The 22,560-nt window shown below is 64.8% G+C and carries 22 protein-coding genes and 2 pseudogenes; 10 read left to right on the top strand and 14 right to left on the bottom strand.

The window, feature by feature from the left end; all coding sequences use genetic code 11:
• Nucleotides 1-2: 2 nt before the first annotated feature.
• Both HUK72_RS14070 and HUK72_RS14075 read right to left on the bottom strand, forming a co-directional pair.
• Entirely contained in the window at nt 3-470 is a 468-nt protein-coding gene (locus HUK72_RS14070; protein WP_176597282.1) for a low molecular weight protein-tyrosine-phosphatase, read from the bottom strand.
• The gene (locus HUK72_RS14075) at nt 467-1,921 is read right to left on the bottom strand and encodes an ATP-binding protein (RefSeq protein ID WP_176597860.1); all 1,455 of its coding nucleotides are present in this window, start codon (nt 1,919-1,921) and stop codon (nt 467-469) included. The genes HUK72_RS14070 and HUK72_RS14075 overlap by 4 nt, the downstream gene beginning before the upstream one ends.
• Before the next feature lie 214 nt (nt 1,922-2,135).
• Between HUK72_RS14075 and ppc the strand changes: the two genes are divergently transcribed.
• The 3 genes from ppc (at nt 2,136) to HUK72_RS14090 (ending at nt 6,410) form a co-directional block, all read left to right on the top strand.
• Nucleotides 2,136-4,835 carry a phosphoenolpyruvate carboxylase gene (gene ppc / locus HUK72_RS14080; protein WP_176597283.1) on the top strand — a complete coding sequence of 900 codons (2,700 nt, stop codon included), beginning with the start codon at nt 2,136-2,138 and terminating at the stop codon, nt 4,833-4,835.
• 322 nt (nt 4,836-5,157) lie between these two features.
• A complete protein-coding gene (locus tag HUK72_RS14085; protein ID WP_176597284.1) occupies nt 5,158-5,748 on the top strand; it encodes a hypothetical protein in 591 nt (196 codons plus the stop codon).
• Nucleotides 5,748-6,410 (top strand): hypothetical protein, encoded by a 663-nt coding sequence (locus tag HUK72_RS14090; RefSeq protein ID WP_176597285.1) that lies wholly within the window; start codon nt 5,748-5,750, stop codon nt 6,408-6,410. The genes HUK72_RS14085 and HUK72_RS14090 overlap by 1 nt, the downstream gene beginning before the upstream one ends.
• A gap of 55 nt (nt 6,411-6,465) precedes the next feature.
• Here the strand turns inward: HUK72_RS14090 and HUK72_RS14095 are convergent, their stop codons facing one another.
• A complete protein-coding gene (locus HUK72_RS14095; RefSeq protein WP_176597286.1) occupies nt 6,466-6,918 on the bottom strand; it encodes a peptidylprolyl isomerase in 453 nt (150 codons plus the stop codon).
• A gap of 145 nt (nt 6,919-7,063) precedes the next feature.
• Between HUK72_RS14095 and mgtE the strand changes: the two genes are divergently transcribed.
• Nucleotides 7,064-8,491, top strand: a complete 1,428-nt coding sequence (mgtE, locus tag HUK72_RS14100; protein ID WP_176597287.1) for a magnesium transporter — start codon at nt 7,064-7,066, stop codon at nt 8,489-8,491.
• Nucleotides 8,492-8,519: 28 nt separating this feature from the next.
• Nucleotides 8,520-8,918 carry a DUF1489 family protein gene (locus HUK72_RS14105; RefSeq protein ID WP_176597288.1) on the top strand — a complete coding sequence of 133 codons (399 nt, stop codon included), beginning with the start codon at nt 8,520-8,522 and terminating at the stop codon, nt 8,916-8,918.
• 46 nt (nt 8,919-8,964) lie between these two features.
• Here the strand turns inward: HUK72_RS14105 and HUK72_RS14110 are convergent, their stop codons facing one another.
• The 5 genes from HUK72_RS14110 to HUK72_RS14130 form a co-directional block, all read right to left on the bottom strand.
• Nucleotides 8,965-10,362, bottom strand: coding sequence for a UdgX family uracil-DNA binding protein (locus HUK72_RS14110; protein ID WP_176597289.1), 1,398 nt, complete (start codon nt 10,360-10,362; stop codon nt 8,965-8,967).
• A 48-nt stretch (nt 10,363-10,410) separates the two neighbouring features.
• Nucleotides 10,411-10,881 carry a hemerythrin domain-containing protein gene (locus tag HUK72_RS14115; protein ID WP_176597290.1) on the bottom strand — a complete coding sequence of 157 codons (471 nt, stop codon included), beginning with the start codon at nt 10,879-10,881 and terminating at the stop codon, nt 10,411-10,413.
• Between the two features lie 52 nt (nt 10,882-10,933).
• Nucleotides 10,934-11,230 (bottom strand): hypothetical protein, encoded by a 297-nt coding sequence (locus HUK72_RS14120; protein WP_369805961.1) that lies wholly within the window; start codon nt 11,228-11,230, stop codon nt 10,934-10,936.
• A 129-nt stretch (nt 11,231-11,359) separates the two neighbouring features.
• A complete protein-coding gene (locus HUK72_RS14125) occupies nt 11,360-12,607 on the bottom strand; it encodes a putative DNA modification/repair radical SAM protein (RefSeq protein WP_176597292.1) in 1,248 nt (415 codons plus the stop codon).
• A 58-nt stretch (nt 12,608-12,665) separates the two neighbouring features.
• Complete coding sequence (locus HUK72_RS14130) at nt 12,666-13,436, bottom strand: class II aldolase/adducin family protein (RefSeq protein ID WP_176597293.1); 771 nt, start codon at nt 13,434-13,436, stop codon at nt 12,666-12,668.
• A gap of 224 nt (nt 13,437-13,660) precedes the next feature.
• On the opposite strand from HUK72_RS14130, the gene rpsU reads away from it, so the two are divergent.
• Both rpsU and HUK72_RS14140 read left to right on the top strand, forming a co-directional pair.
• On the top strand, nt 13,661-13,867 hold the full coding sequence (gene rpsU / locus HUK72_RS14135) for a 30S ribosomal protein S21 (protein WP_004208618.1): 207 nt from the start codon (nt 13,661-13,663) through the stop codon (nt 13,865-13,867).
• 85 nt (nt 13,868-13,952) lie between these two features.
• Nucleotides 13,953-14,516, top strand: a complete 564-nt coding sequence (locus HUK72_RS14140; RefSeq protein WP_176597294.1) for an FKBP-type peptidyl-prolyl cis-trans isomerase — start codon at nt 13,953-13,955, stop codon at nt 14,514-14,516.
• Between the two features lie 159 nt (nt 14,517-14,675).
• Here HUK72_RS14140 and HUK72_RS14145 read toward each other — a convergent pair.
• Nucleotides 14,676-15,488 (bottom strand): annotated as a pseudogene (locus HUK72_RS14145) (AI-2E family transporter); the annotation flags it as partial.
• 54 nt (nt 15,489-15,542) lie between these two features.
• On the opposite strand from HUK72_RS14145, the gene HUK72_RS14150 reads away from it, so the two are divergent.
• Nucleotides 15,543-16,574 (top strand): IS630 family transposase, encoded by a 1,032-nt coding sequence (locus tag HUK72_RS14150; RefSeq protein ID WP_176596472.1) that lies wholly within the window; start codon nt 15,543-15,545, stop codon nt 16,572-16,574.
• A 17-nt stretch (nt 16,575-16,591) separates the two neighbouring features.
• Here HUK72_RS14150 and HUK72_RS14155 read toward each other — a convergent pair.
• From HUK72_RS14155 to pyrE, 5 genes and pseudogenes are all read right to left on the bottom strand, one after another.
• A pseudogene (locus HUK72_RS14155) lies at nt 16,592-16,867 on the bottom strand (AI-2E family transporter); the annotation flags it as partial.
• A 23-nt stretch (nt 16,868-16,890) separates the two neighbouring features.
• Nucleotides 16,891-17,781 (bottom strand): signal peptidase I, encoded by an 891-nt coding sequence (gene lepB, locus HUK72_RS14160; protein ID WP_176597295.1) that lies wholly within the window; start codon nt 17,779-17,781, stop codon nt 16,891-16,893.
• 31 nt (nt 17,782-17,812) lie between these two features.
• Nucleotides 17,813-18,214, bottom strand: coding sequence for a holo-ACP synthase (acpS, locus tag HUK72_RS14165; RefSeq protein WP_176597296.1), 402 nt, complete (start codon nt 18,212-18,214; stop codon nt 17,813-17,815).
• Between the two features lie 13 nt (nt 18,215-18,227).
• The gene (locus HUK72_RS14170; protein ID WP_176597297.1) at nt 18,228-18,965 is read right to left on the bottom strand and encodes a pyridoxine 5'-phosphate synthase; all 738 of its coding nucleotides are present in this window, start codon (nt 18,963-18,965) and stop codon (nt 18,228-18,230) included.
• Between the two features lies 1 nt (nt 18,966).
• Nucleotides 18,967-19,548, bottom strand: coding sequence for an orotate phosphoribosyltransferase (gene pyrE / locus HUK72_RS14175; protein ID WP_176597861.1), 582 nt, complete (start codon nt 19,546-19,548; stop codon nt 18,967-18,969).
• Nucleotides 19,549-19,821: 273 nt separating this feature from the next.
• Between pyrE and coxB the strand changes: the two genes are divergently transcribed.
• Both coxB and ctaD read left to right on the top strand, forming a co-directional pair.
• Nucleotides 19,822-20,835: a cytochrome c oxidase subunit II gene (gene coxB / locus HUK72_RS14180; RefSeq protein ID WP_176597298.1), complete on the top strand. Its 1,014-nt coding sequence runs from the start codon at nt 19,822-19,824 to the stop codon at nt 20,833-20,835.
• An 18-nt stretch (nt 20,836-20,853) separates the two neighbouring features.
• Nucleotides 20,854-22,521 (top strand): cytochrome c oxidase subunit I, encoded by a 1,668-nt coding sequence (gene ctaD, locus HUK72_RS14185; protein ID WP_176597299.1) that lies wholly within the window; start codon nt 20,854-20,856, stop codon nt 22,519-22,521.
• Nucleotides 22,522-22,560 lie beyond the last annotated feature (39 nt).

The following is a 22,560-nucleotide window of genomic DNA, read 5'->3' on the forward strand; positions in this document are numbered from 1 at the left end:
AATCAAGGCCGCTTCAGCAGCCGCTCCACAATCGCCCGCGCCGCCAGCGTCACATCGTCCCAGGTCACGTCGAACCCGGCATCGTCGCCAAAATAGGGGTCGGTCACCCCGCTCCCCTCGCGCCCCGGCACCAGGTCCATTAGCAACCGCAGCTCTGCGGTCCCGTCCGAAGGCCGGACCCGTCGCAAATTCCTCAAATTCTCCGCATCCAGCGCGAACACATGATCGAAGCGCCGGAAGTCCCCGGCCGTCACCTGCCGCCCGCGATAGCCCGAAATATCGATCCCGTTGCGCAGCGCCACGGCCTGCGCCCGGCGGTCCGGCGGCGACCCCACATGCCAGTCTCCGGTCCCTGCCGAATCCACGACGATCTCGATCCCGACCCGTTCCGCCTCCGCGCGGAGCGCTGCTTCCGCCAAGGGCGAGCGGCAGATATTCCCCAGGCAGACGAACAGGACGGAAGCGCTCATCCCTCGGCCGCCGCCGTCGAAAGCCCCAGTTGCGGCACGCCGATCGACCGCCGCCCGCCGAAATCGGTCCGCGCCACGATCACGCCCAGCTTCTCCATATAATCGATCAGCCGCCGCACCCGCCCCGGCGAACTGGTGCCATAGGCCCGCGCCAGCGCCGCATCGTCAGGACAGGGCAGTCCCTGCATCGCCGCCCGCGCAATCAGCAGGAAGGGGGCCAGCATATCTTCCGGCACCGGCTCCGCCGCCTTCATCGCGTCGGCCCAGCGCAGGTCGTCGGCATCGAACATCCCCGCCTGCGCCATGGCGAAGCGCTTGCGGAACGCCGGCAGATCGAGCGGCGGCGTCCGCAATCCCTTCATCCGGCACCGCACGCCGAAATCCTGATAGAGCGTCGACACGCTGGGTTGCGCCTCGCCCAGATCGGCTACGATCTCCTCCAGCACGGCGATCACCACCGGCTCATTCTGTCCGAAGTCCAGCTCCGGCGCTGCGGGCCTGGCCGAAGGCGCGGCGGCCAGCGCCCGCATCAATTCCTCCGCAGGTAGAGGCGGCGGCTCGGCGCGCACGGGGGCAGGGGGCAAAGCCTCTTCCTCGCCCGCGCTCGCGAACAGCAATTCCTGCAAATCCCCGGTCGCGGCGACCGGCGGCGGCATCAGCTTGTGGGTGCCGCCCCGCGTGCTGGTCTTGACCGATCCGATCTTCACCGCCACCGGCCGCCGGCAGATCGCCGGACCCAAAGCCAGAAAGCGCCCGCGCTCCAGATCGCGGATCTGCTCGGCCTGCCGCCGCTCCATGCCCAGCAGGTCAGCCGCGCGCGCCATGTCGATGTCGAGGAAAGTGCGCCCCATCAGGAAGTTCGACGCCTCCGCCGCGACGTTCTTGGCCAGCTTCGCCAGTCGCTGCGTCGCGATGACTCCGGCCAAGCCGCGCTTGCGTCCCCGGCACATCAGGTTCGTCATCGCGGCCAGCGAAAGCCGCCGCGCCTCGTCCGACACATCGCCCGCCGCCACCGGCGCGAACATCTGCGCCTCGTCCACCACCACCAATGCGGGATACCAATGGTCGCGCGGCGCGTCGAACAGGGTCGACAGGAAAGTCGCGGCGCATTTCATCTGCGCCTCCAGCTCCAGCGATTCGAGGCTCAGCACCACCGAGGCGCGATGCTCGCGAATCCGCGCCGCCATCTTGACGATCTCACGCTCATTATAGTCGCCCGCGTCGATCACCACATGGCCATATTCATCGGCCAGCGTGACGAAATCGCCCTCCGGATCGATCACCACCTGCTGGACCAGAGCGGCGCTTTCCTCCAGCAAGCGGCGCAACAGATGCGACTTGCCCGACCCGCTATTGCCCTGGACGAGCAGACGGGTGGCAAGCAATTCCTCGACGTCGACCAGAACGGGATTGCCGTTGCTGTCGTTTCCTATGCTGATGCTGGCGGTCACCATTGTCCTTTGGCCTAGGGCGGGGGCTTCGCGCAAGCCTAGTGTCAAAACCGACCTGCTCCTGCGAAGGCACTCGAACGAGACGAGTGGCTCGCAAGAGCCCAGCTCAGACGGCGGGACTGGACTCCTGCCTTCGCAGGAGCACGGCATCTCTTTTGGCAAGGTTGCGGATTCCCTTGACCATCCCATTGTTGCGATGCAGCATCGATCCATCATGGCGACTCTTGCATCCTCTTCCGCGCCTGCGATCACGCAGAACCCCGACATCCGTTTTCTCGGCCGCCTGCTGGGCGACGTCATCCGCGCCTATGGCGGGGAGAAAATCTACAAGCAGACCGAATATATCCGCTCCGCCTCGGTCGACCGGGCGCGGGGCCTGCATGGCGCCGATGTGGTCGACACCGGCCTCGACGCGCTCAGCCTGGACGACACCTTGTCCTTCGTGCGCGGTTTCATGCTCTTCTCGATGCTCGCCAATCTGGCCGAGGACCGCCAGGGCGTCGCCGCCGAACCCGGCGCCGATGTCGCCTCCGCCGTGGAGAAGCTCGATTCCCACGGCATCGGTCGCGACGCCGTGCTCGACCTCCTGTCCCATGCCCTGATCGTCCCCGTCCTCACCGCCCACCCCACAGAGGTGCGGCGCAAGAGCATGATCGATCACAAGAACCGCATCGCGGACCTGATGCTGCTCAAGGATGGCGGCCGGGCGGAAACCGACGAGGGCGAAAATCTCGACGAGGCGATCTTCCGCCAGATCGCCCTGCTCTGGCAGACTCGCCCGCTGCGCCGCGAAAAGCTGTTCGTCGCGGACGAGATCGAAAATGTCCTCGCTTATTTCCGCGACGTTTTCTTGCCGGTCCTGCCCGCCCTCTATGCCCGCTGGGAACGTGTGCTGGGCGCGCGTCCGCAAAGCTTCCTGCGCGTCGGCAACTGGATCGGCGGCGACCGCGACGGCAATCCCTTCGTGCAGGCGCCCCAGCTCCGCCTCGCGCTTGCCAAGGGCTGCGAGGCCGCGCTGACCTTCTATATGGAGGCGCTTCACGCCCTGGGCGCGGAGCTTTCGCTCTCCACCGAACTCGCCCATGTGCCGCAGGCGGTGTTGGACCTGGCCGACGGTAGCGGCGACAATTCGCCCAGCCGTCAGGACGAACCCTATCGCCGCGCCATTTCCGGCATCTACGCCCGCCTCGCCGCCACCTATCAGGCGCTTGCCGGCAAGAACCCGTCGCGCCCTTCGACCCTCAAGGGCGAGCCTTATGCCGGGCCCACCGACCTCCGCCGCGACCTCGTCACGGTCGCGCAGGGCCTCGCCAGCGAGGGCGACGGCGCGCTGGCTTCGGGCGGCGCGCTCGGCCGCCTGATCCGCGCGGTGGAGACCTTCGGCTTCCACCTTGCCACGCTCGACATGCGCCAGAACAGTGACGTCCACCAGAATGTCGTGGCCGAACTGCTGAAAGTGGCGGGGGTCGAGGCGGACTATGCCAGCCTCGACGAATATGCGCGCATCGCGCTGCTTCGCCGGGAGCTGGCGAACAATCGGCCGCTGGGCACCGCCTTTTTCGAATATTCGGAAAGCACTGCCTCCGAACTCGCGATCGTCCATGCCGCCGCCGAAGCGCACCGCATCTACGGCCCGCAATGCATCACCCATTATATCATCTCCAAGGCGGAGAGCGTTTCCGACCTGCTCGAAGTCAACATCATCCTCAAGGAAGCGGGTCTCTGGCGCGCCGGCACCGACGGCGCGCCGCCGCAGGCCGCGATCATGGCGGTGCCGCTGTTCGAAACCATCGCGGACCTTGAAGCCGCGCCCAAGATCATGGGGGCCTATTTCGGCCTGCCGGAAATCGCGGGCGTGGTGCAGCAACGCGGCCATCAGGAAGTGATGATCGGCTATTCCGACAGCAACAAGGATGGCGGCTACATCACCTCCACCTGGGGGCTGTTCCAGGCGAGCAAGGCGCTGGCCCCGGTCTTTGCCGACGCGGGCACGGCGATGCAGCTTTTCCACGGCCGCGGCGGCGCGGTCGGGCGCGGCGGCGGCTCCTCCTTCGCGGCGATCCAGGCCCAGCCCAAGGGCACTGTGCAGGGCCGCATCCGCATCACCGAACAGGGCGAGGTGATCGCCGCCAAATTCGGCACCCGCGACGTCGCCATGACGAATCTGGAGGCGATGACCAGCGCCACCCTGCTGGCGTCGCTCGAACCCGAGGCGATTTCGGACCGCGACGCCGCCCGCTTCGCCGCGGCCATGGATGAACTGTCGAAAACCGCCTTCGCCGCCTATCGCGGCCTGGTCTACCGGACGGAGGGTTTCAAGGAATTCTTCCGGCAGTTGACGCCGATACAGGAAATCTCCGGCCTCAAAATCGGCTCGCGCCCTGCCAGCCGCACGAAAAGCACTCGGATAGAGGATTTGCGCGCCATCCCCTGGGTGTTCAGTTGGGCGCAGGCGCGGGTGATGCTGCCCGGCTGGTATGGCGTCGGTCATGCGCTGAGCGCCTTTGAGGACAAGGCGTTGCTGGCCGACATGGCGCAGCACTGGTCCTTCCTGCAATCTGCCCTCGCCAATCTGGAGATGGTGCTGGCCAAGTCCGACCTGGGCATCGCCGCCCATTATCTGCCGCTGGTGGAGGATCAGACGCTCGGCACGGCGATCTTCGACCGCATCCGCGAAGGCTGGGACATGACTCATGACGGCCTGCTCGCCGCCACCGGCCAGTCGCGCCTGCTGGAGAAGAATCCGAAGCTGGACAGCTCCATCCGCCTGCGCCTGCCCTATATCGAGCCGCTGAATCTGCTCCAGGTCGAACTGATGAAGCGCCACCGTGGCGGCGAAGACGATCCGCGCATCAAGGAAGGCATCGAGCTGTCGATCAACGCGATCGCCACGGCTTTGAGGAACAGCGGCTGACAGGGGTGGAGGGTGGACTGCCTGCTTTCCTTGAAGTGCACCGTGCTCCTGCGAAGGCAGGAGCCCAGTTCCTTGGTCGCGGTGATCCACAACGGCTGAACTGGGTTCCTGCCTTCGCAGTAACACGGTGCGCCTGACGTCCGGAATGGGCCAAAGCCAGCCCACGTTCATCCGATTTCCCCGTCCTGCACCCGCTGATCCATTCCCGGATTCAACCCAGCGTTCCGACCAGCACGCAACCGCGCCTCCAACCGCGCCATTCACAACCAATTCAAGCAGCCCGCGTTATGCAGGATATGGATGCGAATGAAGGAGAAAGGCGATGACCGGGACCGGACGGAGGTTCCTCGCCGTGATCGGCCTTGCCGGCGCGTTGGCCTTGGGCGGCTGCGCCTATGACGATGGCTATTATGGCGGCGTGAGCGTCGGCAGCGGCTATTATGGCGGCGGCTATTATGACGATGTTTGGGGGCCGGGCTATTACCGCCCCGGCTATTATAGTGGTTGGTATGACGGCTATTATTATCCCGGCAGCGGCTATTATGTGTACAACCGCGGCGGCCACCGCCAACGTTGGAATGAAGGCCAGCGCCGCTATTGGGAAGGCCGCCGCGAAGCCCGGCGTGAGGAGGGCAGGCGCGGCGACTGGAACAATGACGCGCCGCGCCAGCGCTGGCGGGAGCGTTCCGGCGGCGATGGTGGCCGGTGGAACGGAAATTGGAGGAATGCCCGTCAGGGCAATCCCTCCGCGGGCGCCGCGGCGCCGCAGCCAGGAAGGGGGCAAGGGGATATGACGACAGCACGGCCGGACCGCAATTGGGGCAATGCGCCGCGCGCGCGCTCCGACGGCGGCGCGCGTTCCGACAGCGGCGGGCGGTCGCGGCGGGATGGCTGGCGGGGCCGGCGCGACTGATGCGGCTTCGTTACGGTACGGCCCTTGGCCTGCTCTTGCTCGCGGCCTGCGATGGCCGGGAGGAGAGCGCGATCGACAATCTGGCCAATGGCGCGAACGCGGCGCAGGTCGAAAATAATGTCCGGGCGGAGGCGCAGGCGGCGTTGGAGCCGCTCGATCCGCCCGCGCCCGGCACCCCCGGCGGCCTGCCGGTCGACCCGCAGCCGGTGGTGGAGGAAGATTCCATCGATCCCAAAGGCGCGCAGGGCGCGGCGCAGGTCGTGCAGGGCTATTATGGTCTGCTGGAGGAAAAGCGTTATGACGACGCGCAGGACCTCTGGAACGACAATAGCGCCATCGGCGCCGAGGATGATGTGCGTTTCGCCGCCCGTTTCCGGGGCTTCAGCGAGGTTCACGCCCATGTCGGCGCGCCGGGAGAGATGGAAGGCGCGGCGGGATCGCTATTCGTGACCGTGCCGGTGCAGGTCTATGGCCGCATCGCCGTGAACGGCAAGCCCTGGTATCGGCTGCGTCAGGTGACGCTGCGCCGGGCCAATGACGTGCCTGGCTCCAGCGAGGCGGATCGCCGCTGGCATATCGAAAGCATCGGTCCCTATGAACCGCCTGCACAGGAGGCGGCGGAGACGGGCAACGCCATCTCCGCCACGGATAAGGCCAAGTGATTTCCAGTCGTGCAATGGAACATTGCACGACTGGAAATCACGATAAGCAAAGCTTTTAGGAAACCGTAGCCTTCACGATCTTGCCGGGGGTCTTGGGCGGCTCGCCCTTGGGCAGCGCGTCGACATGCTCCATGCCGGAGGTGACTTCGCCCCAGACGGTGTACTGGCCGTCGAGGAAGGTGGCGTCGTCGAAGCAGATGAAGAACTGGCTGTTCGCGCTGTTCGGGTTCATCGCGCGGGCCATGGAGCAGACGCCGCGGACATGCGGTTCGCGGCTGAATTCGGCCTTCAGGTCAGGCAGCTTCGATCCGCCCATGCCGGTGCCGGACGGGTCGCCGCCCTGGGCCATGAAGCCGGGGATGACGCGGTGGAACACGACGCCGTCATAGAAGCCGTCCTTGGCCAGATCGGTGATGCGCTCGACATGGCCGGGGGCAAGGTCCGGGCGCAGCTTGATGACGACGTCGCCGCCGCTGTCGAGGCTGAGGGTCAGGGTATCGTCGGCCATGAAAAATCCTCTCTTGGGGGAAAATGGGAATGATCGACCATATAAAGCGTTAAGGCCGGGATGGAAGCGTCTTGGGGCATTGCATTTATGACGGGCATCGGCAAAAGCGGGCAAATGTTACAGGAACCGGACAGTAGGGGACGCGATGAGCGAACGAGCCGATACGGCCGAACCCCGGCCGGACGAATTGGGCGATATTGCCGCTGAGCAGGCCGAATCCCGCCATGACGAGGATGATCGGCTGAAGGGTCAATTCGTCTCCGCCGTGCTCGACGCGGTGGAGGAGGATGATCGCGACCGCGCGCGCGAACTGGTCTCGCCGCTGCACCCCGCCGACATTGCCGATCTTCTCGAACTCACCCCGTCCGAACGGCGAGGGGCGGTGGCGGCGGCGCTGGGCGATCTGGTCGGCGCGGAGGTTCTTTCCGAACTCAACGACTATGTCCGCGAGGATATTCTCGACGCGCTGCGGCCCGAGCAGGTGGCGGAGTTCGCCGCCGAACTCGACACCGATGACGCGGTCGCCATCATCGAGGATATGGAGGAGGCCGACCAGCAGGCCGTCCTCGAAGCGATGGAACCGGAAGACCGCGCCGCGATCGAAAGCGCGCTGTCCTATCCGGAGGAATCCGCCGGCCGCCTGATGCAGCGCGACCTGGTCGCGGTGCCGGAGCATATGACGGTCGGGCAGGTGATCGACTATCTGCGCGACAATCGCGACCTGACGTCGGATTTCTGGGAAATCTTCGTCGTCGACGAAGCGCATAAGCCGATCGGCACCTGCCAGTTGAGCTGGGTGCTGACCTGCCCGCGCAGCGTCGCCATGGCCGACCTGATGAAGCGCGAACAGACGCTGATCCCGGTCGACATGGACCAGGAAGAGGTGGCGCTGCGCTTCCAGAAATATGCGCTGATCTCCGCCGCTGTCGTGGACGCCAGCGGACGGCTGGTCGGCATGATCACGGTCGACGACATCGTCCACATCATCTCCGAGGAAGCGGGCGAGGACATTCTCCGCCTGTCGGGCGCGGGCGAGGGCGACATCAACCAGCCGATTCTGGAAACCGTGCGCACGCGTTTGTCCTGGCTGGTGGTCAATCTGGGCACGGCCATTCTCGCGGCATCGGTGGTCGGGCTGTTCCAGGCGACCATCTCCAAATATGTCGTGCTCGCCGTGCTGATGCCGATCGTGTCGGGCATGGGCGGCAATGCGGGGACGCAGACCATGGCGGTGGCGGTGCGCGCGCTCGCCACCAATCAGCTCACCAGTTCCAACACCATCCGCCAGATCGTCCGCGAATTCCGCATCGCCAGCGCCAACGGCATGGCGCTGGGCATATTGATCGGCGTCGCGGTGGGGTTGATCTACGGCAATCATGATCTGGGCATCGTCATTGCGCTGGCCATGCTCATCAACAATCTGGTGGCGGGGCTGTCGGGCATATTGATCCCGGTCGCGCTGGATCGGGTGAATGTCGATCCTGCCGTGTCATCCGCCGTGTTCGTGACCACGATGACGGACGTGATGGGCTTCTTCTCCTTCCTTGGTCTGGCCACGGTCTGGGGTTTGTAATCCGCCAACCAGCGCCCATCTTCACGCCATGCCGCTCCACCTCACCAAGATCGCCTTCCAGAGCGAAAGCCCCGCCACGCTTCGCGCCTGGCTGGAAAGCCATGCGGAAGAGGCGCGCCTGACCACCCGCTATCTGCCCAAGCGGGTCGAGGAGCTGGCGGGCGGGTCGCTCTACTGGATTCACGGGCATCAGCTTGTGGGGCGCAGTCCGATATTGGGTTTTCAGGAAACCGGGCAGGGCCGTTACTGGATCAGGCTGGAACCCCGGCTTATTCCCGTCCGCGCGCAGCCCAAGCGGGCGCATCAAGGCTGGCGCTATCTGGAAGGCAAGGACGCGCCGCCCGATCTGGGTGAGGGCGAGGTGGATGATCTGGACGCCATGCCGACGCGGTTGCTGGGGGAATTATCGCGCTTGGGGCTGCTTTAAGGTCTAAAATTACCGTGTTCCTGCCTTCGCAGGAACACGGTAATTTTCAGGCAAGCGCCTTCACCTGCTCACCGATTTCGCGCAACTCCTTTACGAAGCGCTTCCTTTCCTCCGCCTTGCGCGCCTCATCGGGCACCCGCAGCAAATAGCTCGGATGCACCGTCACCCAGCCCTGCGCGCCGCTTTCCAGCGTTATCGGCGCACCGCGCAGCCGGCTGATCGTCACCGCCTTGCCCAGCAGCGCGCGCCCCGCCGTAGCGCCCAGGGCAACGACGATCCGGGGCCGCACCAATTCCAGCTCCTGCGTCAGCCACCAGCGGCAAGCCTGGATTTCCGGCGTCTCGGGCGTCTGATGGATGCGCCTTTTGCCGCGCCGTTCATGTTTGAAATGCTTGACCGCATTGGTGACATAGACCTGCGTCCGATCGATCCCGGCTTCCTCCAGCGCCTGGTCGAAAAGCTGCCCGGCGGGGCCGACAAAGGGCCGTCCGGCCAGATCCTCCTGATCGCCGGGCTGCTCGCCTATGAACATCAGGGGTGCATCCACCGGCCCCTCCCCAAACACCGTCTGCGTCGTGTCGCGATAGAGCGGGCAGCGGGTGCAGCCCATCGCCTCCTCGCGCAGAGCCTGCCAGGCCGTGGCGGCATTCCCTGGGTGGGGGGCGGGTTTGGGCGGCGTCGCGATCATGGCCGCCTCCCGCGCCTGGGCGCCCGCCACCAGCTCCGGGATAAGCGCGGCCTCCGGCAGATTGCGCCAATATTTGCGCGGCATTTCGGACAGCATGGCGCCAAGCTTGAGCCGCGCCGGATTGAAGATCGCCGCATAATAGCCCTTCCATATCTCCTCGACCGGGTCGTCCGCCGGCGCATCGTCGCGGGTCGCGCCGGGCCCTTCCGACAACGTCCCGCCGTCCCAATGGATGCTGAGTTCGGGCGTCAGGATCGACCAGCGCATGGAGGCGAAGCGGCGGACGAAGAAGCCCGCATTGGCCCGGACGATATGATGCTCCGGCTCAAACCAGGCGATGAAGCGCGCTCCGTCCGCATCCGACAGTTCGCGGAAGCGGACGAAGGCGCGCATCTTGTGCATGTCCCGCCGCACGGCCTTGGCCAGCCCCTCCACCCGGCGGACCAGCGGGTCGGCGCGATCCTCCAGCCCGGTCGGGCGCGCCCGCAATTGCACGAGCAGGGCGTAAAGCAGGGCGAAACGTTGCGGGTCGCGGTGCAGGATGGCGGTTTCGGCCAGCTCGACAAAGGCGCGCGGGACGGAGAAGGCGGCTTCGCCCGCGGCCGGGGGCGGTTCATCGCCGGCGAAGAGATCGCCCGCATCCTTATCCCCCTGCCAGACGATGTCGCCCGGCGCGATCCCGCCCAGCGCGAAGGCCCGGGCGGCGCGGCGCCATCCGTCGAAATCGTCCGGGCCGTTCAGCCGCGCATGATACATGGCTTGCCGCGCCCCGGTTGGAGCGCCGGGAGGATGGCCGACTCGCCCTTAATCGTCCGCATCGGCTGCCGCGCGCTGGAGTTCCGCCGGTTTGCGTTTTGCAAACAGGTCCGCCAGCTTCTGCTCCTCCTCCGCCGTCAATTCCCGCGCTGCGTCGGGAAACATCTCTTCCTCTTCCTCGTCGATATGATGGAGATAGCGCTTCTTGAGCTGGGCGAAGACGCCGTTCCATTCCTCGCCGTTGAAGGGGAGTTCCTCCAGCTCCTCCAGATAATCGTCGATCTCCTTATGCTCGGAAACGCTGTGCTGGGCGTCTTCGCGCAGGTCAGGGCGCGCCAGCATGGTGGCGTAGAGAGTTTCCTCCTCCGCCGCGGCATGGGCGGTCACCTCGACCTTGAACTGTTCGAACAGCTTTTCCAGCCGGTCGGGCTGGCCCTTCGCCTCGGCCATCTTGTCGAATAGCTGGCGATGCGCGTCGTGATCCTGTTTCAATCGGTCGAAAATGCTGGCGTCGGCCATGGGCATGCTCCTTCTCGTCAGGAAGGAACAACGACGGATCGCGGCTTTGGGTTCAGCCGAAAAGAGCGCGGAAGATGATCGCGACGGGAATCCAGAGCAGCCCGCCGACGATGCTGGCGGACCAGAGCTGTACCAGATCGCGGCGGAAACGCAGCGTCAGGCCCTGCGCGGACAAACCGCTGCGGTCGAGCATTTCCCAGCGCCGTTCCAGCCCGCGCGCCGCGACGGCAAAGCCGCCGATCGCAATGATGATGCCCAGATGCAGCAGCAGCGATCCGCCCATCTTGGCGACGATGAAGATCTGCAGCAGGCAGAAGACGACCAGCGCGGCGGCCAGATGGGTACTCATCCGCCGGGCATGACCCGTGCGGTGGGTTGCGCCATCGTTCCACTTCGTCGCCAAGCAACCAGCCCTTTCCTTGCGTCGGACAAGGAAAACATGAACGGCCCCGCCAATCAACGGCAAAATGGGCGCGACTCACGGAAAAAGCTCATATTGCGCGGCGGGCGGCGGCGCGATGGGCAGGGTCAGCCGATCGGCCAATCGCACCGGGCGCCAGTCGGCCGCGACCAGAAAGGGCCGCAGTTTCGCGATGCCCCGCGTCAGCCGCGCCACATCGTCCAGACGCAGCCGACGATGGCGGCGGCTCGCGACGATCCGGTCCACCGCCTTGACGCCCAGGCCCGGCACCCGCAGCAGCGCTTCGCGGGGGGCGCGGTTGACGTCGACGGGAAAGGTTTCGCGGTGCCGCAGCGCCCAGGCAAGCTTGGGATCGATGTCGAGCGGCAGGCAGCCGGTCTGCGGATCGGTCGCGCTTTCCAGCTCCTCCGCCGAATAGCCGTAGAAGCGCATCATCCAGTCGGACTGGTAGAGCCGATGTTCACGCATCAGCGGCGGGCGTTTCAGCGGCAATATGCTGCTGGGCGAAGGGATGGGCGAAAAGGCGCTGTAATAGACGCGGCGCAGCTTGTGGCGGCTGTAGAGCGCACTCGCCCGCCGGATGATGGCGCGGTCGTCGGCCTGATCGGCGCCGACGATCATCTGGGTCGACTGGCCGGCGGGGGCGAAGCGGGGGGCGTGGGCATAGCGGCGGCCGGCGTCCGACCCATCCTCTATTGCGCTGCGCATGCCGGCCATTGCGGCTTCGATCTGCCGCCCGTCCTTTTCGGGGGCCAAAGTCCGCAGCCCCTGTTCGGTCGGCAGTTCGACATTGATCGACAGGCGGTCGGCATGAAGTCCCGCCTGATGCGCCAGCTCCGGGGCGGCGTCCGGGATCGTCTTGAGATGGATATAGCCGCGAAAGTCATGCTCCTCGCGCAGGCTGCGCGCGACCGCGATCATCTGCTCCATCGTATAGTCGGACGAGCGGATGATGCCGGAGGAAAGGAACAGCCCCTCGATATAATTGCGGCGGTAGAAGCTGAGCGTCAGCTCGACCAGCTCGCGCACCGTGAAGCGGGCGCGCCGCACGTCGCTGGACCGGCGGTTGATGCAATAATGGCAGTCGAAGATGCAGCTATTGGTCAGCAGAACCTTGAGCAGCGAAATGCAGCGGCCGTCGGGCGCATAGGCATGGCAGATGCCTATGCCCTCGGTCGAGCCGATGCCCCCCTTCCGCCCCGACGCGCTGTCGCGCTTCGCCGTGCCCGACGAAGCGCAGGACGCGTCATATTTCGCCGCATCGGCAAGGATTTCCAACTTCTGTCGGGTGGTGAGCGCGGTCATAATTGTTCATGATATGTTCCTTGTTCGCGAATGTCCATGATCTCGATCAGTTTAGGACTTATTCGCGCCAGCCCGGATCGATCCGGTCGATGCGGCGAACCATCGCCTCGAAATCGGGGACGCCTGGGCCTACGGGCAATTGTACGCCGCTCAGGTCCCGCTGATGCACGGCAATGACCTCGGCTGGAATTTCGACGGGCGTTCCCGCCGCGCCGGTGGCGACCTGAATCTCGCAGGCGCGCTGGAGCATCCATTGGGTCAGGAACGCTTCCGGCAGAGACTTCGCCATGACCAGCGTGCCATGGTTGCGCAGCATCATGATGCGGCGGCCGCCCAGATGGGCGATCAGCCGTTCGCCCTCTTCTGGGCGGATCGTGACGCCCTCGAAATCATGATAGGCGATTCGGCCGATGAAGGCGGCGGCGTAGAAATTGGTGGGCGTCAGCCCCTCCCGCGTGGCGCTGACCGCCATGCCCGCGGTGGTGTGGGTGTGGATGATGCAATGCGCGTCGGGCAGGTGGCGGTGGAAGATGCTGTGCTGGGTGAAGCCGGCGCGATTGACCGGATAGGGGTTGCCGTCCAGCACATGGCCGTCAATGTCGATCTTGACCAGGCTCGATGCCGTCACTTCGCCGTAGAGCAGGCCGAAAGGGTTGATGAGGAAGGCGTTTTCCTCCTCCGGCACGCGCAGGGTGATGTGGTTGTAGATCAGCTCCGACCAGCCCAGATGGTCGAAAATGCGGTAACAGGCGGCGAGCTGCTGGCGGGCGGCCCATTCCGTGGCGGACATGTCGGGGCGCTTGCCCGTGGTCTTGGCGGCGGTTGCCATGGCGATCCTCCTTCTTGTTTATGGGGGCGACTATCTGCCCGTCCCGCGCCTCTGTCGAGAAAAACGGCTTTTGGGTTGAATTTGCGCGACTCTGCTGATAGGGCGCGCCCCACACGGCGCAGGGTGACCTGCGGCGACTCACCGCTATTTCATTCGGGCGGCCCGTCGGGAAGGGTTATGTTTCCTGGCGATCCGTCCGTTTTCGACTGGAGTTTGACTGGCTTATGCAAATCATCGTTCGCGACAACAATGTCGACCAGGCCCTGCGCGCGCTCAAGAAGAAGCTGCAGCGTGAGGGCGTGTATCGCGAGATGAAGCTGCGCCGTCACTATGAGAAGCCCTCGGAAAAGCGCGCCCGCGAAAAGGCCGCTGCCGTGCGCCGCGCCCGCAAGCTGGAGCGCAAGCGCGCCGAGCGCGACGGCGTCCGTTAAGGATCGCCGTTATCGGGACGGTCGCCTGATCGTCCCGTTCCTCTGCTGACAAACATCACCCGCACCAATCCGCGAGGCATAGCGCATGTCCACCACGGCCGTTCCCCTTCGTCCAATCGCCAAGGGGTCGCTGACGCGTCTCTGGGTGGGTATTGCCGTGGTCGCGCTGGCGGCCGGCGGTCTGGCCTGGGCCGGGCAGCAGGGCGTGAAGTCCTCGCCCACCAGCTTCCTGGCGCATAATGGCGGCGAGGAAGGCGTGGTGACGACCGAATCGGGCCTGCAGTACAAGGTGCTGGAGGAAGGCGCCGGTCCCAGCCCGACGCCCGCCGACGTGGCGCTGGTGGGCTATAAGGGCACGCTGCTCGACGGCACGGTGTTCGACGAGAATCCGCAGACCGCGATGCCGGTCGACGGTGTGGTTCCCGGCTTCTCCGAGGGCCTGCAGAAGATGAAGAAGGGCGGCAAGTACCGCCTGTGGATTCCGCCGCAGCTCGGCTATGGCGAGCAGGCGGCAGGGCCGATCCCGGCCAATTCCGTGCTGGTGTTCGACGTCCAGTTACATGATTTCAAGTCCAAGGCGGACATCATGCGCATGCAGCAGATGATGCAGCAGCAGGGCGGAATGCCGCAGGGCATGCCCGGCCACTGAGTCCGGCCGCAGTCGAAAAGCGAAGAGGGCCGGGATTTCCCGGCCCTTTTTCTTGGATGACTTCTCTTTGGCATGATCCGTGTTCCTGCGAAGGCAGGAACCCAGTTCTGACGCCCGGTCTGGACTCCTGCCTTTGCAGGAGCACGCCGTACTGAATAACTACCCAACCACCGGAACCGCCGCACTCCTGCCGTTCTCAACCTCCAGCGCCTTTGAGCGCTCCTCCAGCCAGACTTTGATCATCGCGACGATCGGATCGGCCAGGAACAGCCCCATGATGCCGAACAGCGCGCCGAAGAGGATCTGCGCCGCCAGGACAAGGGCAGGCGCAAGATCGGTGGCGCGCTTGGCGACCATCGGCACGATCAGATAGCCGTCGACGATCTGCACCACCAGATAGACGCCAAAGGCATAGAGCCCGGCGTCCGAACCCGCGGAAAAGCCCACCAGCACGATCAGCACGCCGGAAATGATCGACCCGATATTGGGCAGGAAGGCGAACAGCCCGGTCAATATGCCGAGCAGCCCCGCCATCGGCACGCCGCCCGCCCAGAGCAGCAACCAAGTGCCCACGCCCTCCACCGCCATGCCGATCAGCCGCCCGAACATCAGCCGCCGCAGCGTCCAGCCCATCTTGTCGGCAATGGCGTAGAAACGGCCGCGCTTGTCCATCGGCAGCATCCAGGCGACGCCGCGCTCGTACAGCTTGGGCTCGATCGCGATGAAGATGACCAGCACCAGCATCATGACCCCGCTGGTGATCGCGCCGACCATCGTGCCGACCGCCGCCGTGACCCGGCCCAGCGAACTCATCGCCTGCTGCGCCAGGCTCTTGAAATCCTCCGGCGTGGTTGTGACGCCCAGTTGCTGGAGCCAATGGCCGATGCGGTTGACCTGCGTCTCGACGATGACCCGCATCGCCTGCGCCTGCGCCGCCAGGCTCGATCCGGTCAGATAGAAGGTATAGACTATAGACCGGGCATGAAAATATATTGATTTCGAGTTGGTTGATGGGTATGATTGACCATGGAAACAGACGCCCGGAAATTGAGCGCATCAGCGCTTCACGAGCTTCGCCGGCAGGTGATCCGCCTTCACAAGTCGGGCCACAAGGTGATGCGGATTGTCGAGCTGACGGGCCTTTCGTGGCCGGCAGTTCGCAAAGCGATCGACAACTATGAAGCGGAAGGCAGCAAGGGTCTTAAGCCCAAGGAGCGTGGCCGGTCCCAAGGTGACGGACGGAGCCTGAGTCCAGAGCAGGAGTTGCACATTCGCCGGCTGATCAGCGAAAAGCGTCCCGAACAACTGAAGATGGAATTTGCGCTGTGGACCCGCGGCGCGGTGATGGAATTGATCGCGCGGGAATGTGGCATTCCCCTGAAAATCCGAGCGGTTGGGAATTATCTCAAGCGGTGGGGGTTCACACCGCAAAAGCCGATCCGTCGCGCCTATGAGCAAAACCCTCAGGCCGTGAGGGCCTGGCTGGAGACGAGTTATCCTGCGATCGAAAAGCGGGCAAAGGCCGAGGACGGCGAAATCCACTGGGGGGACGAGACCGCAGTCGTCAACACGGACGTGCGCGGTCGATCTTATGCTCCAAAGGGAGAAACTCCAGTGGCCTACGCGCCTGGGAGCCGTGCCAAGTTGTCGATGATCTCAACGGTCACCAATCAGGGCAAGACGCGCTGGATGATCATCGAGGACAACTTTGGCGCCGAACGGCTGATCGAGTTTCTCGAAGCCCTGATCAAGGACGCTGATCGCAAGATATTCCTGATCCTCGACAATCTTCGGGCCCACCACTCAAAACTGGTCAAAGCATGGCTCGAAACGCGCAAGGACAAAATCGAGATCTTCTATCTCCCCAGCTACTCGCCCGAATTGAACCCGGACGAGCGGCTCAATGCCAGCCTGAAGCATGCCATCAGCACCACCGTGCCGGAGAAAACCAAGGCCAAACTCAAAGCCGCGGCCCAAAACCACATGACTGGCCTCGCAAATTCTCCAGAAAAAGTCCGCGCTTTCTTCAGAGACCCCCGTTGCAAATATGCAGCCTAACTATCAACGTGCCGGATCAATAGGAAGGCGAGCGCCGCGACCAGCACGATGGCCAGCCGCCAGCCGCGCCCGACCGGCAGCACCCGGCCCAGCAGCCGCGTGCCCCCGTCCATCATGGTGGTCAGCACCAATGCGCCCATGATCAGCATGATCGGCTGCGCCAGCAAGACGAGCAGCGCCACCGCGATGCCCATGGCGAACCACACGCCGGCCCGCTTGATCTCATGTTGGACCAGCGGGCTGCGCAATTCGCTGGGGCCGGGTTCCTCGATGTGGATGTTCGTCCCGCTCAACCCAAGCCCCTATCCGGAAAAGCTTATTCCGGCGGAGTAACGCTTGCCGGACGCAGGCTGTTCCCCGCGCGTCCGCCGCGGAAGGCGTGGAACCAGCTCAGCGGGTTCCAGGATGAATCGCCGTCCAGCGAGAAGGTGATGAACTCCGCCCGGCCGCCGATCGCTTCCCACGGCACCGGCCCGCCCAGCCCATTTTCCTCCAGCGGCGCGCGGCTGTCGGCGCTGTTGTCGCGATTGTCGCCCATCAGGAAGACGTGATCGGCGGGAATCCGCACTGGCGGATACCAGTCGAGCGTGCTTGGCCCCATGTCGATGACCACATAGCTCTTGCCGTTGGGCAGGGTTTCCTGCCGCACCGGCAGTTCGCACCAGCTCCTGCCGTTCGCGTCCGTCACCAGCGCGCCGGGAAACTGCATGGGCGGGCAGGGGGCGTTGCCGTCCACGGGAATGCGGATGGGCTTCAGCACCTTCTGCGGCACCGGCACGCCGTTCAGCACGACCTGGCCGCCGCGCACCTCCACTATGTCGCCGGGCAGGCCGATGACCCGCTTGATATAATCCTCGCGCTTGTTCTGCGGCGAGACGATGACGATGTCGCCGCGAGCCGGCAGCCGCCCGAAAATCCGGCCTTTCAGGAACGGCAGCGGGTGGAAGCTGGGCGAGACATAGGACCAGCCATAGGGAAATTTGCTCACCACCAGCCGGTCGCCCTTCAGCAGCACCGGCATCATCGATTCGCTGGGAATGTAGAAGGGCTTGGCGACGAAGCTGTGGAAGGCCAGCACCGCCAGGATCAGCAGGGCGATGCTCTTGACTTCCTGCCACCAGTCGACCGGGCTCTTCCCTGGTTCGGCGGCGGGCGTGGGCTGTTCGGAGGAGGCAGGATCGTTTTCGGTCATGTCGGCTGCCGTCATGGGAGGATTTCCGGCTGGAGAGGCACTGCGCTTATAATGGCAGAACTTCGATGATCACAAAGGCTTGTGCCCATGGATGATCGTCGGTTAGCGTCAAGTGAACGACCGGCCGATGTCCCGCCGGAACCAGCGATTCGAGCCGCGCCAGCGCGCCGCCCGTCAGGTTCAGCGTCGGCGCGCCGCTGGGGCCGTTGACGACGCCGATGTCCTTCATGAACACGCCCCTCTTGAAGCCGGTGCCGACGGCCTTGGAAAAGGCTTCCTTGGCGGCGAATCGCTTGGCGAGCGTGCCTGCCTTGGTGAAGGGGCGCCGGTTGGCCTTGGCGCGTTCGACATCGGTGAAGACGCGATTCTCGAACCGCTCCCCGAAGCGATCGAGCGAATTCTGGATTCGCTCGATATTGCAGAGGTCGGAGCCGAGGCCGATGATCACGCTTTTGCCGCTTTCATCGGGCCAGATCCATCTGGCGGCGCATTTCGCGGATGCTGCTCTCCAGCCCGCTGAAGATCGCCTCACCGATCAGGAAATGCCCGATATTGAGCTCCGCAACCTGCGGAATGGCGGCGATCGGCCCGACATTGTCGAAGGTCAGGCCATGGCCCGCATGCGGTTCGATGCCGTTCTTGGCCGCCAGCGCCGCCGCATCGGCCAGGCGGCGCAGTTCCTCCGCCCGCTCCGAGCCTTCCAGATGCGCGTAGCGGCCGGTGTGCAGCTCTACTACGGGCGCGCCAAGGCGAATCGCCGCCTCGATCTGCGCCGGGTCCGGCTCGATGAACAGGCTGACGCGCACGCCCGCTTCATTGAGCGCGCCGACGATCGGCCGTAGCGCCTCGATCTGACCGGCGGCATCGAGACCGCCCTCGGTCGTCCGCTCCTCGCGCTTTTCCGGCACGATGCAGGCGGCGTGCGGCCGATGCTTGAGCGCTATGCCCAGCATCTCCTGCGTTGCCGCCATTTCCAAATTGAGCGGCACGGTCAGCGCCGCCATCAGCGTGGCGATATCCTCATCGCGGATATGCCGCCGATCCTCACGCAAATGGGCGGTGATGCCGTCGGCGCCTGCCTTGGCCGCCAGCAGCGCGGCCTTGACCGGGTCGGGATGCGCTCCCCCGCGTGCGTTGCGGATGGTCGCCACATGATCGATGTTGACGCCCAGGCGCAAAGGGACGGGGGAGTGGGGCATGCTATTGCTTCCGGCTGCCGGGCTTGATCGCCGGGATCGCCGCCAGTTCGGGCGGGATCTGGTCGGCATCATAGACCGGGAAGTTGATGCTGACGAGCGGGTAGAAGGGCACGCCCAGTTCCACTTCGCCGGCCGACCGGTCGACCAGCGCGACTTCGGCCAGGACGATGCCGCCCTCCGCCTCGACCGCCTCGATCGCCTGGCGGGAGGACAGGCCGGTGGTAACGACGTCCTCTACCATCAGCACCTTCTGTCCTGGCGTGATGGCGAAGCCGCGGCGCAGCTCGAACGTGCCTTCCGGCCTCTCCAGGAACACCGCGTCCTTGTCGAGCGCGCGGCCGACTTCATGGCCGATGATGAGGCCGCCCATGGCGGGCGAGACCACCAGATCGATCTCCTGCCGCAATTCGCGCGGCAGCTTCTGCACGGTCGCGCGCGCCAGCCGGCCGGCGCGCTCGGCGTTCATCAGCACGCGGGCGCACTGGAGATAATTGGCGCTGCGGCGGCCCGAGGACAGAATGAAATGCCCCTCCAGCAACGCGCCCGCAGCCCTGAATTCCGCTAAAACTTCCTCGTCGGTCATCCGTATCTTCGATCCATTCGGCCACGCCGCCGCAGGCAAGCGATGCGGCATGGCTTTCCCCTCATGAGTCTCCCCATGATCGCGCCCCTGTGCGCGGGGAGCGAGATAGGCTCACCAACTAGGCGTTGCAACAGCGAAGAAAATCTGGTTGTGGAACCTTGAGGCGTAAAAAAAGATGCTTATAAGCCGCGGCAGACCGATACGGGCGGGGGGACGTGTATGCGTGTGTCTTCGTTGCAGCGGCGCCAAGGGGTTACGGGGTAAGAAGACGCTATGAACAAGGTGAAATCGCTCGTTCTCGCCGGGTTGTTGGCCTTTGCGCCCACACTCGCGCTGAACGGTCCGGCGCTGGCTCAGGAACATGCCGCGGTCGCGGCTCCGGCTGCCGGGAATGAGGCTGCGGCCGCCGATTCGGCCAGCAACGCAGCGGCGCCCGCCGCAGAGGCATCGCCCGCCGCCAAGGTGGCTGCGCCGCCGCGGATGAAGCCGACGCCGGGCATCGGCATGCCGATGCCGGGGGAAATCACCCTTCAAAAGCAATTCTCGCCCACGGGCCATACGGCCCGCTGGCTGCATGACGTGATGCTGCTGCCGATCATCACCATCATCTCGATCTTCGTTCTGATCCTGATGCTCTATGTGATGGTCCGCTTCCGCCGCAGCGCCAATCCGACGCCGTCCAAGACCTCGCACAATACCGTGATCGAGGTGATCTGGACCGTGGTGCCGGTGGTGATCCTGCTGGCGATCGCGGTGCCCTCGATCGGCCTGCTGGCGGACCAGTACAAGCCCGCGCCCAAGGACGCGCTGACCGTCAAGGTCACCGGCTATCAGTGGTATTGGGGCTATGAATATCCCGACAACGGGATTCCGGAGTTCGTCTCCAACCTGCTGCCTCGCGAAAAGGCGGAGGCGAATGGCGAGCCCTATCTGCTCGCGCCCGACAACCGTCTGGTCCTGCCCGTCGGCCGCCCGATCAAGCTGATCATCACCGGCGCCGACGTGATCCACAGCTTCGCGGTTCCTTCGCTCTGGGTGAAGATGGACGCGGTGCCGGGCCGCCTCAATGAGAAGAGCTTCACCATCGAGAAGCCGGGCGTCTATTACGGCCAGTGCTCGGAGCTTTGCGGCGCGCGCCACGGCTTCATGCCGATCGCGGTCGAGGCGCTGGAACCCGCCCAGTTCGAACAGTGGGTGCTCTCGCAGGGCGGCAAGCTCAAGGGCGCTGCCGAAGCCGCCACGGCCGAGGCGCCTGCGCCTGCCGCCGCCCCCGCTGCCAAGCTTTGATGTAAGGGCTTAGACGCCATGACCACCATTACCGCAGATCATCACGGCGACCATGCTCATGAGCATCATGACGCCGATCACAAGCCGGCCTTCTTTCAGCGTTGGTTCATGTCGACCAACCACAAGGACATCGGCACCCTCTATCTGATCTTCGCGATCATCGCCGGCATCATCGGCGGCGCGATCTCCGGCCTGATGCGCGCTGAACTCGCCGCGCCGGGCATCCAGTATCTCCAGACTTGGGCGCAGTTCAGCGACGGCCCCGAAGCCACGCTGGACCAGGCCTATCACCTGTGGAACGTGCTGATCACCGCCCACGGCCTCATCATGGTCTTCTTCATGGTGATGCCCGCGATGATCGGCGGCTTCGGCAACTGGTTCGTGCCGATCATGATCGGCGCGCCGGACATGGCCTTCCCGCGGATGAACAATATCAGCTTCTGGCTGCTCATCCCGGCTTTCGCCCTGCTGCTCGGTTCGACCTTCTTCCCCGGCGGCACCGGCAACGGCGCGGGCACCGGCTGGACGGTCTATGCGCCGCTCTCGACCAGCGGTTCCGCGGGTCCGGCGGTCGACATGGCGATCCTGTCGCTGCACATCGCTGGCGCTTCGTCGATCCTGGGCGCGATCAACTTCATCACCACCATCCTCAACATGCGCGCGCCGGGCATGACCCTGCACAAGATGCCGCTGTTCGTCTGGTCGGTGCTGGTCACCGCCTTCCTGCTGCTGCTTGCCCTGCCGGTTCTGGCCGCCGCGATCACCATGCTGCTGACCGACCGCAATTTCGGCACCACCTTCTACGATGCCGCCGGCGGTGGCGATCCGGAACTGTACCAGCATCTCTTCTGGTTCTTCGGCCACCCCGAAGTGTACATCATGATCCTGCCGGGCTTCGGCATCGTCAGCCAGATCGTCTCGACCTTCAGCCGCAAGCCGGTCTTCGGTTATCTCGGCATGGCCTATGCCATGGTTGCGATCGGTGTCGTCGGCTTCGTCGTCTGGGCGCACCACATGTTCACCACCGGCATGTCGGTGAATGTGAAAATGTACTTCACCGCCGCGACGATGGTCATCGCCGTGCCGACCGGCATCAAGATCTTCTCCTGGATCGCGACGATCTGGGGCGGGTCGATCAGCTACAAGACGCCGATGGTCTGGGCGCTGGGCTTCATCTTCCTGTTCACCGTGGGCGGCGTCACCGGCGTGGTGCTGGCGAATGGCGGCGTCGATGACGTGCTGCACGACACCTATTATGTGGTCGCGCACTTCCACTATGTTCTGTCGCTGGGCGCGGTGTTCGGCCTGTTCGCGGGCTTCTACTACTGGTTCCCGAAAATGTCGGGCCGGATGTACAACGAGTTCCTCGGTCATCTGCACTTCTGGGTGTTCTTCATCGGCGTGAACCTGCTGTTCTTCCCGATGCACTTCCTGGGCCTGTCGGGCATGCCGCGCCGTTATCCCGACTATCCGGAAGCCTTTGCTTACTGGAACAAGGTCGCCAGCCACGGTTATGAGATCATGGCCGCGGGCATGCTGATCTTCTTCGTCAACCTTGTCTGGTCGCTGGTCGCCGGCAAGAAGGCGGAGGGCAATCCCTGGGGTGAAGGCGCCACGACGCTGGAATGGACGCTGACCAGCCCGCCGCCCTTCCACCAGTTCGAAACGCTGCCGGTCATCGACTGACCGCAGGCCGGGGCGTTCCGGTTTGCCGGAACGCCGGGA

Origin of the sequence: Sphingobium sp. 15-1 (assembly GCF_013375535.1) — a bacterium.
In the GTDB taxonomy this organism is placed as follows: Bacteria; Pseudomonadota; Alphaproteobacteria; order Sphingomonadales; family Sphingomonadaceae; genus Sphingobium; species Sphingobium aromaticivastans.